This is a genomic window from Oceanobacillus sp. FSL K6-3682 (assembly GCF_037976165.1).
Classification (GTDB): Bacteria; Bacillota; Bacilli; order Bacillales; family Amphibacillaceae; genus Oceanobacillus; species Oceanobacillus sojae.
On the sequence record NZ_CP150263.1, the window covers coordinates 2124675 to 2138123 of the forward strand.

Here is a 13449-nt window from a genome sequence, read left to right on the forward strand (position 1 = left end):
AGGAAGTTTCATCTTATGTATATTATTATAATAAAACAGAGGCCTTTTTAAAAAAAGGGCCTCTTTCACCATTTATGTTAATTATTTAAAAGAACTAATCTATTCATCAGCTCATCTAATTCTTGGCTGCAGTTAACGGTTTCTTGGGCTGCCAGACCATTCTTCTGGGCCTGTTGCAGCATTTCACTCCTCTTTTTAACAATGGAAAGTACAATGGCTTCCCTTTTGTACTTATCAAGTTTTTCTTCAGAATTCATAGCTCATACTCTGCACCTTTCTTAGTAATATTTGGCTGCGATCAATAACGTGAATAAAAGTTCTGTTATCAAAGTACCAAAAGAATTATCGCAAATAGTGAAATAAAATGGAATGCTTTCGACAAAACTAGTAATTAGTTTATTTCTTTCGACAAATTTAATAAGGTTAGTCTGACAGATTGTATTTTTTAATCTTTTGGTACAAAGTAACACGAGAGATGCCCAGCTGTTTAGCTGCTTTGGACTTATTCCCATTACATATTTCCAGAGCCTGCTCAATGGATGTTTTCTCCATATTCTCTTTTTCCAGAGGCAGAGACTCTGTACGGGCTAAAGGAGGGGTTGAAAACGAAACAGGAAGGAAACCTAACACATCTTGGCTTGTTAAGGTTGTTCCTTCATGCAGGATAATGATCCGCTCCATCAAATTTCTAATTTCTCTTATATTCCCCGGCCATTGATATTGGCGCAATACTTCCATTGTTTCTGCAGGAAGCTTAGGGACAGAAGCTTGGTATTTAAGAGCAAACTGCTTTAAAAAAGTTTCCGCAAGTAACTCGATATCTTTTTTTCTATCACGCAAAGGGGGCATGGTTAATTGAATCACATTCAATCGATAAAATAAATCCGATCTGAATTTATTTTCCTGCATTAATTTTTCTAAATCCTGATTTGTTGCAGCTATAAAACGAACATCAATTTGTTTTCCGCGGGAATCACCAATACGATAAATACGATTTTCCTGCAGAACTCGTAAAAGCTTTACCTGCATGTCTAAGGGTAACTCTCCAACTTCATCTAAAAAAATAGTCCCGCCATCAGCCATTTCAATTTTTCCGGCCTTTCCACCTTTTTCTGCACCTGTAAAGGAGCCGCTCTCGTACCCAAATAATTCACTCTCAAACAATGCTTGAGGAATTGCGCCACAGTTGACCGGAATAAAAGGAGCATTTTTTCTGTTACTGGCATCATGAATAGCTCTCGCACATACTTCTTTTCCTGTACCGCTTTCTCCAAGGATTAATGTGGTTGCATCTGTATCAGCTGTTTTGCTGGCAAGTCGGATCATTTGATGAAGTGCTTGACTTTCTCCTACTAATTTTGCAAAGGGAGAACCGGAGGAGGAAGGACTCATTTTCTGCTTCAGCTCCTGCAGTTCCTGGGATGTGCTTTCTAAATTATCGTTCAGCTTCACAATATGTGTTACATCGCGTTCAATAGAAATAACACCAATTAATGTATTTTCCTGATTGAAGACAGGAGAAGTATTTACGACAACATGTTTATCTTTTCTTGGTCGATGATAGGCATTTTTTACTGGTTTCATGGTTCTTAAAACTTTCATTACCATCAGGTCATCATGTGAAAAAAAATCAGTAATAGACTGGTCGATAATTTGTTCTTTGGTAATTTGATAGGTTTGTTCTGCAGCATTATTCCAATAGATTACTTTTTTCTCTGTGTCGACAATAGTAATAGCATCATCTTCAGATTGTAATAATTCTTCAAAGAAAAAAACTTCATTCATATGCTCACCTCAAAGTGTAAATTAATATGTAAACCGTCTATGCAGTATGTGTAAATATACTTTACACTATTGTAAATATAAAACATAGATGAAAGCAATATAAATTTTTTAAAAAATGAAACCGTTATCATGAAGCTCAAGGTTTTAGCAGTATTACTTCGATTTTGAATCTAAAGTTGGCATGTTTTTTGCTTGTAAATGGTATAGGATCAAATTATTTTCTAGGGGGTATTTTACATGGTATTGCCATTTAAACATGAACCATTTACAGATTTTAAGGTGGAAGAAAATAAAAAACAGCTTGAGACTGCTTTAACTGCTGTCCGTAAAGAGCTGGGCAGGGAGTATCCGCTTGTAATCAATGGGGAAAAGATTTATACAGACGATAAGCTGGTATCAATTAACTCAGCAAATAAAGAAGAAGTGGTTGGAAAAGTATCTAAAGCAACGAAAGAACATGTAGAACAAGCTTTTGAAGCTGCGGTAAAAGCTTATGAAACTTGGAGGAAAGTTCCTGCTGAGGACCGTGCGCATGTTTTATTCCGGGCTGCAGCTATTGTACGCCGTCGTAAGCATGAATTTTCTGCATGGCTGATTCAAGATGCTGGTAAGCCGTGGGATCAGGCGGATGGCGATATTGCAGAGGGAATTGACTTCCTGGAATATTATGGCCGTCAGATGCTGGAGCTTGATCAGGGAAAGCATGTTGAAGATCGTATAACTGAAAATAATAAGTATTTTTATAAGGCTATGGGACCGGGTGTAGTTATTCCGCCATGGAATTTCGCTTTTGCTATTGTATGTGGAACAGTTGCAGCACCAATTGTTGCAGGAAACCCAGTATTGTTAAAGCCTTCTGAGAATACACCGGTTATTGCATATAAACTTGTGGAGGTTTTAGAAGAAGCAGGCCTTCCAAAAGGTGTATTAAATTTTGTATCTGGAGATCCAAAGGAAATTGGAGATTATCTGGTAGATCATAAAGATACACATTTTATTAACTTTACCGGATCTAGGGCGACAGGTGTCCGTATTTTTGAACGTGCTGCTAAAATTCAGGAAGGTCAGCAGCATCTGAAGCGAGTTATTGCAGAAATGGGAGGGAAGGACACCATTATCGTGGATGAAACTGCAGATTTAGATTTGGCTGCAGAATCAATTGTTCATTCTGCATTTGGTTTCTCGGGACAAAAATGTTCTGCTTGCTCGCGTGCTATCATTCACGAGAATGTCTACGATGAAGTCATAGAGAAATCTATTGAAATTGCGAAGACCTTAACAGTCGGAAATCCATCAGAAGAAAATGTTTATATGGCTTCTGTCATTAATCAAACACAATTTGATAAAATTAAAAATTATATAGAAATCGGTAAAGAAGAAGGAGAGCTTGTTTTTGGTGGAGAAGCAGATGACACCAAAGGATTCTTTATCTATCCGACAATTTTCAAAGACCTGGACCCTAAAGCGCGTATTATGCAGGAGGAAATTTTTGGACCTGTTGTTGCTTTTGCAAAAGCAAAGGACTTTGATGAACTGTTGGAAATTGCAAACAATACGGAGTACGGTCTGACTGGAGCTGTCATATCTACAAACCGTGCACATTTAGAACGCGCCCGAGAAGATTTTCATGTAGGTAACCTCTATTTTAACCGTGGCTGCACAGCAGCAATTGTCGGCTATCAGCCATTTGGCGGGTTTAAGATGTCGGGAACAGATTCCAAAGCAGGAGGACCAGATTATCTTCAGCATTTCTTAGAAGCCAAAATTGTATCTGAACAATTTTAAATAGATGGAGGCTTCCCTGTAAGCAGAAGAAAGCGTAATCCTTTTTACTGCTTACAGGGAGCTTTTTATAATTTAAGACTTCTTTGAGATTATTAGATTTCTTTGGATAATAAACGGCAGGGACAGATGTAAAACAGCTCTGCAAACACATAGTTTGTTTTTGGAGATGGGGGAAGGTATAATGGCGAGCTTGGCAAAGGATTTCTTTATAGGACTTTCAAATAATGAATTTTTAAATAAAAGTGCTAAAAAATTCGGTGCGCGCTTTGGAGCAGAGCGCTTTGTAGCCGGGACTGATTTTGATGCAGTTATTCCTGTTATCAGGGAATTAAACAAAAAAAAGATATCTTGTACAATGGATCACCTTGGCGAGTTCGTGACAGACAGAGAAGAGTCAGAACGTGCCAAAGAGAAAATAATTCATATGCTCCATCAAATTAATGAAGAGAATTTGGAGTGTCATGTGTCTATAAAGTTAACGCAATTAGGTTTAGACATAGAAGAGTCTTTCTGTATTCAAAATGTGGAACAAATTCTAAAAGTAGCAAATGATTATAATATTTTTGTGAATATTGATATGGAGAAGTATAGCCACTATAGAAAGACCTTAGAGATTTTAAAGCAGCTCCATCAAAGATATTCTAATATTGGTACAGTCATACAGACCTATTTGTACGATGTAGAGAAAGACATAGAAGAGCTCGAGAATGTGCGGTTACGCATTGTGAAAGGAGCCTATAAAGAAGAAAGAACTGTAGCATATACTTTTAAAGAAGATATTGATAGGAATTTTCTGGAAATAGCTAAAAAAAGGCTGCTTGGCAAAGCTTTTACTTCCATTGCAACACATGATCACCGTATTATCAATGAACTGAAGAAGTTTATAGAAGAACACCAAATTACAAAAGATAATTTTGAATTTCAAATGCTATATGGTTTCCGCGTGGATATGCAGTATCAATTAGTAAAGGAAGGCTACCAATTCTGCACATACATTCCATTTGGAGAGGATTGGTTTGGCTACTTTATGCGCCGCCTGGCAGAAAGACCGCAGAATCTGAATCTGCTTGTGAAGGATGTTTTTTATACAGAGGATGAGAAGATAAAAAAGCAGCCGATTATCATTGGTTCGGCGATTCTGGCATTGCTATTCTTTCTTGGGAAGCGAAAGAAGAAAGAATAAGAAAAACAAAGAAAATCACTTGGTCTTTAAAACACTTGTGTTCTTTCCAAGGAGATGTCCGCTGCGGGAAGTCGCTTTCCACGGACAACGCCTCAGCCTCCTCGGAAGAAGACCACTTCCTGCGGGGTCTTCACCTGTTGCTTCTTCCGTAGGAGTCGACAACATCCGTTCCCATCTTTGAAGAAATATGTTTCATTTGCTTTCTTTCAAAGAAAAGAAAATGATTCTAGCGACGCTTTTTGATGGGGCGAGTAATCGCAGCCCCAGAAGAAATACACGTAGACTCCTGTGGGAATGCGCAAAACGGAAGGAAGTTCGGTTAAGTTCGCGACGTCCTGTCGCAACACCGAACGGACATACGTCCTGTATGCCTCCGCAGGAAAAAAGTGCTCTTCTTTTTTTTGAGGAGATGAGCTCGGGGCCCACGGAAAGCGTAGTGTATTTCTGGGGCCTAAGATTACTCACCCCATGAAACCCGTTGGAGCGGCTATCTCCAGCATCTTATATACTTTCCTACTCTTTAAAAAAGTATTAGAAAATACTTTAGTATGTAACCTTTTTAAGTTAGATGATACAATAAGCTAATAAACAAGTTAGCTTTAAGAAAGGATGCATTCAAATGAGTAAATACTTTGGTTATGCAGGGACATACACAAGAAAGACAAGCCAGGGAGTATATCGATTTACACTGGATACCGATAAAGGACAGCTGTCTGCTTCTGAGGTAGCAGCAGAGCTTGGAAACCCAACATATATTAATTTTAATGAAAAGCAAGATTTTTTATATGCAGTTGCTCAGGAAGAGGATATGGGAGGCGTAAATGCTTTCCGTGTTGATAAAACGAGTGGTGAATTGCTTCCGTTAAACGGCCAATTGGTAGAAGGAAATCCACCTTGTTATGTAGAGGCTGCAGAAAATATATTATTAACAGGCAATTACCATAAGGGCGATATTGGACTTCATTTTATAAATGAAAATGGAGAAGTAGAGCAGGGTCATTTTACAAAGCATGAAGGAAACGGTCCGCATGAAAGACAAGAAAAACCGCATGTTCATTTCTCTGGATTTACGCCAGATAAAAAATTTGTTGTCGTTGCAGATTTAGGAACAGATCGTTTAGTAACGTATAAGATGGAAGGTTCCTCTTTGAAAGAAGTAAGTAGCTATCATGCAAAGCCGGGAAGCGGACCAAGGCATATTACTTTTCATCCGAATAAACCAATTGCTTATGTAATTACAGAGCTTTCTACAGAAGTTATTGTTTTAAATTACAATAGTGAGACAGGGGAATTTACAGAGAAGCAGACGATTCTAGCAAAACCTGCTGATTTTAAAGAAACAAATGATGCAAGTGCTATCCATATCACTTCAGATGGAAAGTTTCTTTATACAGGCAATCGTGGGCATAACAGTATAGCTTCTTTCAAAGTCGATGAAAATAGTGGTGAATTAACATTTCTTGAATTTACGCCATCTGGCGGAGATTGGCCAAGAGACTTTGTTCTTGATCCCACTGAACAATTTCTGCTTGCTTCTAATCAGAATACTGGAGATGTTGTGCTGTTTAGCAGAGATACAGAAACAGGAAAATTAACGCAGACAGATCAGGTAATTGATGTTCCAGAAGTAGTTTGTGTGAAGTTTCTTTCATAATTAGGTATTAAAAAACTTCCTTCTGCGGAGGAGTGTAAACTCTCTGTAGAAGGAAGTTTTATTTTCTTAACGCTGTTCTAATCTAGCAATTCGTTCTTCCAGTGGCGGGTGAGAGGATAAAGCTCTAAAAATACTGGATTTATTACTGATTTTCATTGTTTGAATTGCTGTATCATTTGTGTGATCATCTGATTCTGCACGACTAATATAAGCTTTTAAAGAGTGTAAAGCATGTGTCATTTTATCTTTACCGGCTAAATCAGCACCGCCTCGATCCGCGTGGTATTCCCTGTGTCTGGAATAAGCACTGACGACAAAGCTTCCTAAAATAGAAAATAAGATTTGAAAAATAATAATAGCAGCAAATTGAACGATCCATTGGAGCTCAGAACGTACAAATCTGGAAACAATCATTGCAGCAACACGGGATAAAAAGACGACAAATGTATTGATAATTCCTTGTAATAAAGTCATTGTTACCATATCACCATTTGCTACGTGAGCTACTTCGTGCGCAATTACTCCTTCTACAGCATCTTCGTCCATACTATCCAGAAGTCCTTGAGAAACAGCAACTAAAGAACGTTTCTTACTTGGTCCCGTTGCAAATGCATTTACCTCATGAGAAGGGTAAATACCAACCTGTGGTGTGTGACTCAGCCCTGCAGCACGGGATAACCGCTCTACCTTTTCATAAACAGCACGTTCCTGTCCACTGACAGCATTATTGGGATCAATTACCTTGACCTTCATCATGGTTTTGGCCATCCAGCGTGACATTCCTAAAGAAATAAAGGAGCCGGTAAAACCTACAATAATACTAAACACCATAAGTGAAAGATAATCAATTCCGCCATCTGAACGATAGCTTGGCCCGATATCAAATATACTTGTAATAATGGACCAGACAATAACGATTGTCGTCAAAACTAAGATGTTTGTTAACAGAAATAAAGTAATTCTTTTCCCCATAAATAACCTCCTGATGAATTTTCTCTTTTCTAAATCATATCATATTTTTTCCTATAGGCTGTACTGTTATCTAGCTTAAGAATGTAAATAATAAAAAAAGAGAATAAATGTAAATAATGTAAACGTGTTCAATAGCTGATATAATAGAAAGTAATGTTGAGAGAAAGGCGGGGGTTTAGTGGGTACATTTCAATGGAATAGCGCCAGTCAATTGCGGCAGCTGTTAAATGAGCTTGTCAGCTGGAAGAGTATTAGTCTTTCAGAGGGAGAAAAGCAGTTTCCGAGGAAACTGTATGCGAAGCTTCAGGATCTAGATTATTTTCATAAAAATCCTTCTTACTTAAATTTACATGAGGCGGATCAGCGTCGTAAACTTTTAACTGCTTTATATAAACATCCGGATGCCAAGCAAACGATTTGCTTAATTAGTCATTTTGATACGGTGAATACAGAGGAATATGGTTCTCTGGAGCCGCTGGCAACTCAACCTGAGGAGCTTACTAAAATATATCTGGAACAAAAGGATACTTTTTCAAGAGATATTCGTGCAGATATTGAATCTGGAGATTTCTTGTTTGGGCGCGGGACAATGGATATGAAGATGGGGCTTGTCATGCATATGAGCTTGATTGAACAAGCGAGTATAGAGGAGTGGCCGATTAACCTGGTTTTACTGACGGTTCCGGATGAAGAAGTCAATTCAGCAGGGATGCGCTTTGCTATCCCTGCACTTATTGATTTACAGAAACAGCACAATATAACCTACACTCTGTTTTTAAACAGTGAGCCGACATTCCGGCATGACCCTAAAGATAACACACACTATATTTATAGCGGAACGATAGGAAAGGTACTGGCAGGAGCTTTATTCTATGGAAAGGAAACGCATGCCGGGGAACCTTTAAGCGGAATGACATCACCATTTATATCTTCTTTCTTAACAAAAGAAATAGAATGGAATCCGATTTTTCAGGAAACGGTGCTTGGTGAGACAGCCCCGCTTCCGGTTACGCTGCAACAAACGGATTTACGGCTGCGCTATTCTACACAAACGCCATACCGTTCTTCTGCTTTATATAATATTTTTCTTTTAGAGCGGACGGCTGAAGAGGCCTTTGCTTTATTCGAACAGACTGCTAAAAAAGCGGCATTACAATGCAATGAACGATATAAAAAGGTATGTGAAGATAATCAGGTACAGCCAATCGGGCATGTTAAAGTAATTGCTTATAAGGAGTTATTGGAGTATGCTGAAAGTAAACTGGGAAATGAATTTATTGAAGAATTGAAAAAAGATATTCATTATAATGATGAATATGATGATAGAGAAAAATCGCTGCGGATTACAGACAGTTTAATGATTCATTGTCAGGAGCTTGCGCCTGCAATAGTGATTTTATTTGCACCGCCTTATTATCCAGCTGTAAATTCCAGTGGAAACCCCTTTGTAGAATTTTGTGTGGACTTTGTGGAAAAAGAGGCGAAAAAGAAATTTCAATTAGAGATAAAAAGAAGTCATTTCTTAAATGGTATTTGTGATTTAAGCTATGTCAATTATCGAGGCAGTGATACGGATTTACAGGTTTATGAAGAAAATACTCCAGTCTGGGGCGACTCTTATGAATTACCATTTTCGTCGATGCGTGAATTGAACGCACCTGTTTTAAATGTAGGGCCATTTGGTCATGATGCTCATAAAAGAACAGAAAGACTGCACATTTCCAATGCATTCGAGCAATTTCCATATTTAATTCGTCAGCTCATTCTGCAAATTTCACAAAAAGAAGACAATTAGTCATATTTTTATTGAATTACCCATTATAAAATAGAAAGAAATGCTTTATAATAAAATCAGAATGGAGGTGTGGTTCCATGAGTCCAGCAAATATAGGTGTTCCAGGTTTGATCCTGATTGTTGTACTTGCTTTAATTATTTTCGGTCCTAAAAAACTTCCGGAAATCGGGAAGGCAGCCGGACAAACCTTAAGGGAATTCAAAAATTCAGCTAATAATATAATGTCTGAGGAAGACAAAAAGAACGAACTGCAAGAGAATAATGATGAATCTGGAAACAGTTCAACAAAATAAGAAAAACAAGGCGCTATTTGATGCTTAAATCACGCGCCTTGTTTTTTATTTGAAAGAATAAGATAAATATATAAGAGTGTTGATGCGGACATCTCCTTCACCTTGGCAAAAACACCAATGTTTTAAAGAACAAGTGATTTTTTTGGTTTTTTAAAATAAACATAAAAATTGCTTGTAAAGAGGCTTTGCAGAGTGTCTTTACAAGCGTTCATAATCACGATCTGTTTATACAAGCTAATTGTACGTAAAATAGCTAGTTAACCATAGGGAAGAGGAGGAAAAATTGTTTGTTATGGAATCATTAGGATCCCCAATAAGAAGTTCCTACAATAATTAATAAGATGAACAATACTACCAGCAGCGCAAAACCTCCGCCAAATTCATTATAACTACTCATTATTTACACCCCCTGTAAGGTTAATATATGAAATGCTTTTCTGTTTGAGAGGGTATTTGACTAGAAAAAAGGATTTTAACCTATGGATATCGAATTAATCTCAGATACACATATTCTGTAATCTGAGGTGAAATCAATGAAGAAGCTAAAGGATTTTTTAATAGATAAATGTAAAAACGAAGGAAGCCTATTGGGTCTTAGTATCCGGTCCGGTACAAGTGGAATGAGTTTGTACAATTATTTTGCATCTGCACGTCTTCAGCCGGCCTCCAATTTAAAAATATTAACAGCAGTTGCTGCTTTAAGAAAATTGGGTCCTGATTATACATTTCAAACAGAGGTTTATTGTGATGGAGAAATAGTAAATAAAGGATGCCATGGAAATATATATCTAGTTGGAAAAGGAGATCCAACTTTACAGTTAAAGGATTATATGCAATTTGCAGCTTCTATAAAGGAACAAGGCATCAGACATATATATGGGGACTTTATTCTTGATGATAGCTGGTATGACGATATTCGGTGGTCTGAGGATTTAATATGGAAGGATCAGCAATATGCATATGGATCAGAAGTATCTGCATTAACGATTGCTCCAGATTCAGATTATGATACGAATGCCATTAAGCTCACAATAGAACCGGAGAAAAACAATCACCCTCCTAATGTAGAAGTTTCTCCTCATACAGAAGGAATTTCAATAACAAATGAAGCGATAACCGTAGAGGAGGCTGATGAAGAAGAACTTATTGTAAAACGGCTTAATGATGAAAATCATTTTTTTATATCGGGAAAAATAGGAATCAAAGAGGGAAAGCAAGAAGTATATATGGCGATCAAAGATGTTGAAAATTATATTGCAAAAACAATCCGGCATATTTTTAAAAGCACAGGGATTGTTCTGGAAGGTGAAATAAAAAGAGGAAAGAAAAAAACAGATGCAAAATGTATTTACCGGCAGCAGTCATTGCCATTATCCAGTATTTTAATTCCATTTATGAAGCTGAGCAATAATGGGATAGGTGAGATGCTTACAAAAGAATTAGGGCGTATTATGTATGATGACGGTTCATGGGAATCCGGCATAGCGGCAGTTAAAGAAAATTTAGCTCCGTACCGTATAAATCTGGATACTATCCAATTAAAGGATGGTTCTGGAATTTCAGCTGCTAACTTTATTCCCGCTGAAGAATTAACACATTTACTTTTTGAAATACAGGAGGAAAACTGGTTCCCTGAATTTTTAAAGAGTTTACCGATAGCGGGAGAAGAAGATAAAATGGTCGGCGGTACATTACGGAAGCGGATGAAAGGATTAGAAGTTCGGGCGAAAACAGGAACGATTGAAGGGACCAGCACACTTTCCGGCTACTTAACAAACGTGAATGGAGAGCGGCTTATTTTTTCCGTATTATTTAATCATTTGTTAGATGAGGATAAAGGGAAAGAGCTGGAGGATGAATTAATAGCATTGTTGGCTGTAATAGAAAATTGGTCTTAAGGTAAAGGTATTGATAAATCAGGGGTTTAGGCAAATAACCGGCTTGAAAAATTGTATACTTTATATAAATTAAGCTTCATTTTATGTTTTTTTCATGGCCTTACCATAGTTTTACCACATTTCCATGCTAAAGTTGTAGCTAAGATAGATTAATGAAATGAAAAAAGCTAAAAAAAGTTGTCATTTCAAACATTATCATTTTGATTCTTGTAATGGATATGTCAAATAATAAGGAGAATGGATATGACAGTGCATATTTACGGAGTATCTTGCTCATCTACAAGAAAAGCGAGACAATGGTTTCGCAAACATGGGATTGCATATAAAGAACGTAATATTTTACACCAACCGTTGACTATTGAAGAATTGAAAAATATTTTACAAATGACTGTAGAAGGTACGGATGAGATTCTTTCAACCCGTTCTAAAATTTACAAAGAACTAAATTTGAATGTAGAGGAGCTTCCTTTACAAACCTTACTAAAATTAATCCATAAGTATCCGAGACTGCTGAAAAGTCCGATTCTGGTTGATGAAAAGAGATTCCAGGTCGGTTATCACGAGGAGGATATTCGTCAATTTTTACCTAGGAAAACACGGCAGCTTCAATGGTTACAATGGAAGGTAGATTTAGGATTGATAAAAGGTTAAATAAACCTTAAATAAACCTTAAATATCAGAATATACTATGGAATTGCGTAAGTTTTAAAGCTTTGAACAGAGTATGAAAGAGAATAGGTTTACTTTATAAAGAAAAATACGGGGCAGCCTCATATTGAGGTTGCCTCATTTTTGTAAATTTTTATCACAATGTAACACTCTTTGCCATTGTGGGTAATTAAATCGTCAGCTCGATTTCCTGGGAGAAGAGCCGGGACTTTTTTGAGTAAAGTTTTGTTTTTATTTTTTTTCGTCATCCTGCAATGCTTGTTCAATATCTGCTATCAAATCCCCGGCATCTTCAATTCCCACCGAGAAACGAAGAAGATCATTACCAATTCCCCGGCTGTTTCTTTCTTCTTCCGGCATATCAGCGTGTGTTTGTGTAGTGGGATAGGTAATAAAGCTTTCTACACCGCCCAGACTTTCGGCAAATACAATTAAGTTTAGATTAGCTAAAAAGGACCTTACCTGATCGGCATCTGCTAAACAAAAAGAAAGCATACCGCCTTTATTAGGATAATAAACCCGGCGGATTGCCGGATGCTTTTGCAAGTAATCCGCAACTTTCTGTGCATTTTCCTCATGACGCTGCATGCGAAGTGCAAGTGTTTTTAACCCTCTGACAAGAAGCCAGCAGTCTGATGCAGATAATGTTGCGCCGGAAGCGTTATGCATTTCAAATATTTTTTCAGACAGAGCTGGACTTTTTGTAACCACAATACCTGCCAGTACATCGTTATGACCGCCGATATATTTTGTTGCGCTATGAACAACAATATCTGCACCCAGTGTAATAGGCTGCTGCAGATAAGGGGTCAAAAATGTATTATCGACAATTAGCAGCAAATTATGTTTTTTTGCCAGTTTTGAGTATTTTTCAATATCTACTTCTTGCAGTAAAGGATTTGTTGGCGTCTCTAAAAATATCGCTTTCGTATTTTCGTTAATACATCGTTCTGTTTTCGAGATATCTTGACATTCATCATAGGTTACAGAAATATTATATGCTTTTTCAAAATGATCAAAAATTCGATAAGTACCACCATAAATATCTTTTGTTGCAATAAGATGATCGCCATGACGAAAAAGGGAGGAGAGGATTAATTGAATAGCAGCCATCCCTGAACTGCAGGCAAAAGAAGCATCCCCTTCTTCCAGTTTTGCAAATCCATCCTCTAATACGGACCTTGTTGGATTTTTGGTACGGGAATAATCATAACCGGTAGAATGACCGATGCCTTGATGCTGATATGCTGTTGACATATAAATAGGCGGATTTATTGCTCCTGTACGTTCATCTGTTTTGTTACCTAGCTGTACTAACGCAGTTTCTAATTTTTTCATCTTTCATTCAGCCTCCTTAGAAATAAAAAAACCTTCTTATTTTAGGAATAAGAAGGGTATAACATCCGTATCATACG

12 protein-coding genes are annotated in these 13449 nt (G+C 37.3%); 7 read left to right on the top strand and 5 right to left on the bottom strand.

The window, feature by feature from the left end:
* Positions 1–77: 77 nt before the first annotated feature.
* Positions 78–257, bottom strand: a complete 180-nt coding sequence (locus MHH51_RS10605; protein WP_147208013.1) for an aspartyl-phosphate phosphatase Spo0E family protein — start codon at positions 255–257, stop codon at positions 78–80.
* 166 nt (positions 258–423) lie between these two features.
* Positions 424–1785 (bottom strand): sigma 54-interacting transcriptional regulator, encoded by a 1362-nt coding sequence (locus MHH51_RS10610; protein WP_147208011.1) that lies wholly within the window; start codon positions 1783–1785, stop codon positions 424–426.
* A gap of 237 nt (positions 1786–2022) precedes the next feature.
* Here MHH51_RS10610 and pruA point away from each other — a divergent pair, with 237 nt between their 5' ends.
* From pruA to MHH51_RS10625, 3 genes are all read left to right on the top strand, one after another.
* Positions 2023–3570, top strand: a complete 1548-nt coding sequence (gene pruA, locus MHH51_RS10615; protein ID WP_147208009.1) for an L-glutamate gamma-semialdehyde dehydrogenase — start codon at positions 2023–2025, stop codon at positions 3568–3570.
* A 181-nt stretch (positions 3571–3751) separates the two neighbouring features.
* On the top strand, positions 3752–4753 hold the full coding sequence (locus MHH51_RS10620) for a proline dehydrogenase family protein (RefSeq protein ID WP_147208007.1): 1002 nt from the start codon (positions 3752–3754) through the stop codon (positions 4751–4753).
* Positions 4754–5372: 619 nt separating this feature from the next.
* Positions 5373–6407, top strand: coding sequence for a lactonase family protein (locus tag MHH51_RS10625; RefSeq protein WP_339286000.1), 1035 nt, complete (start codon positions 5373–5375; stop codon positions 6405–6407).
* Between the two features lie 66 nt (positions 6408–6473).
* Here the strand turns inward: MHH51_RS10625 and htpX are convergent, their stop codons facing one another.
* Positions 6474–7379 (bottom strand): protease HtpX, encoded by a 906-nt coding sequence (gene htpX / locus MHH51_RS10630; protein WP_147208003.1) that lies wholly within the window; start codon positions 7377–7379, stop codon positions 6474–6476.
* Between the two features lie 178 nt (positions 7380–7557).
* On the opposite strand from htpX, the gene MHH51_RS10635 reads away from it, so the two are divergent.
* The gene (locus tag MHH51_RS10635; protein WP_147208001.1) at positions 7558–9174 is read left to right on the top strand and encodes a M20/M25/M40 family metallo-hydrolase; all 1617 of its coding nucleotides are present in this window, start codon (positions 7558–7560) and stop codon (positions 9172–9174) included.
* A gap of 77 nt (positions 9175–9251) precedes the next feature.
* Complete coding sequence (locus MHH51_RS10640) at positions 9252–9467, top strand: twin-arginine translocase TatA/TatE family subunit (protein ID WP_147208000.1); 216 nt, start codon at positions 9252–9254, stop codon at positions 9465–9467.
* A 301-nt stretch (positions 9468–9768) separates the two neighbouring features.
* On the opposite strand, the gene MHH51_RS10645 is transcribed toward MHH51_RS10640, so the two are convergent.
* Positions 9769–9864 carry a YjcZ family sporulation protein gene (locus MHH51_RS10645; RefSeq protein WP_147207999.1) on the bottom strand — a complete coding sequence of 32 codons (96 nt, stop codon included), beginning with the start codon at positions 9862–9864 and terminating at the stop codon, positions 9769–9771.
* A gap of 136 nt (positions 9865–10000) precedes the next feature.
* Here MHH51_RS10645 and dacB point away from each other — a divergent pair, with 136 nt between their 5' ends.
* Positions 10001–11365 carry a D-alanyl-D-alanine carboxypeptidase/D-alanyl-D-alanine-endopeptidase gene (gene dacB / locus MHH51_RS10650; RefSeq protein WP_156985432.1) on the top strand — a complete coding sequence of 455 codons (1365 nt, stop codon included), beginning with the start codon at positions 10001–10003 and terminating at the stop codon, positions 11363–11365.
* 243 nt (positions 11366–11608) lie between these two features.
* Entirely contained in the window at positions 11609–12016 is a 408-nt protein-coding gene (gene spx, locus MHH51_RS10655; protein WP_147207997.1) for a transcriptional regulator Spx, read from the top strand.
* 249 nt (positions 12017–12265) lie between these two features.
* Here spx and MHH51_RS10660 read toward each other — a convergent pair whose 3' ends face one another.
* Positions 12266–13372, bottom strand: a complete 1107-nt coding sequence (locus MHH51_RS10660) for a methionine biosynthesis PLP-dependent protein (protein ID WP_339286001.1) — start codon at positions 13370–13372, stop codon at positions 12266–12268.
* Positions 13373–13449 lie beyond the last annotated feature (77 nt).

Coding starts and splice junctions, on each gene's coding strand:
- dacB (WP_156985432.1), top strand. CDS start 10,001: ATGAAGAAGCTAAAGGATTTTTTAATAGATAAATGTAAAAACGAAGGA.
- MHH51_RS10605 (WP_147208013.1), bottom strand. CDS start 257: ATGAATTCTGAAGAAAAACTTGATAAGTACAAAAGGGAAGCCATTGTA.
- MHH51_RS10640 (WP_147208000.1), top strand. CDS start 9,252: ATGAGTCCAGCAAATATAGGTGTTCCAGGTTTGATCCTGATTGTTGTA.
- pruA (WP_147208009.1), top strand. CDS start 2,023: ATGGTATTGCCATTTAAACATGAACCATTTACAGATTTTAAGGTGGAA.
- spx (WP_147207997.1), top strand. CDS start 11,609: ATGACAGTGCATATTTACGGAGTATCTTGCTCATCTACAAGAAAAGCG.
- MHH51_RS10660 (WP_339286001.1), bottom strand. CDS start 13,372: ATGAAAAAATTAGAAACTGCGTTAGTACAGCTAGGTAACAAAACAGAT.
- MHH51_RS10620 (WP_147208007.1), top strand. CDS start 3,752: ATGGCGAGCTTGGCAAAGGATTTCTTTATAGGACTTTCAAATAATGAA.
- MHH51_RS10625 (WP_339286000.1), top strand. CDS start 5,373: ATGAGTAAATACTTTGGTTATGCAGGGACATACACAAGAAAGACAAGC.
- htpX (WP_147208003.1), bottom strand. CDS start 7,379: ATGGGGAAAAGAATTACTTTATTTCTGTTAACAAACATCTTAGTTTTG.
- MHH51_RS10645 (WP_147207999.1), bottom strand. CDS start 9,864: ATGAGTAGTTATAATGAATTTGGCGGAGGTTTTGCGCTGCTGGTAGTA.
- MHH51_RS10610 (WP_147208011.1), bottom strand. CDS start 1,785: ATGAATGAAGTTTTTTTCTTTGAAGAATTATTACAATCTGAAGATGAT.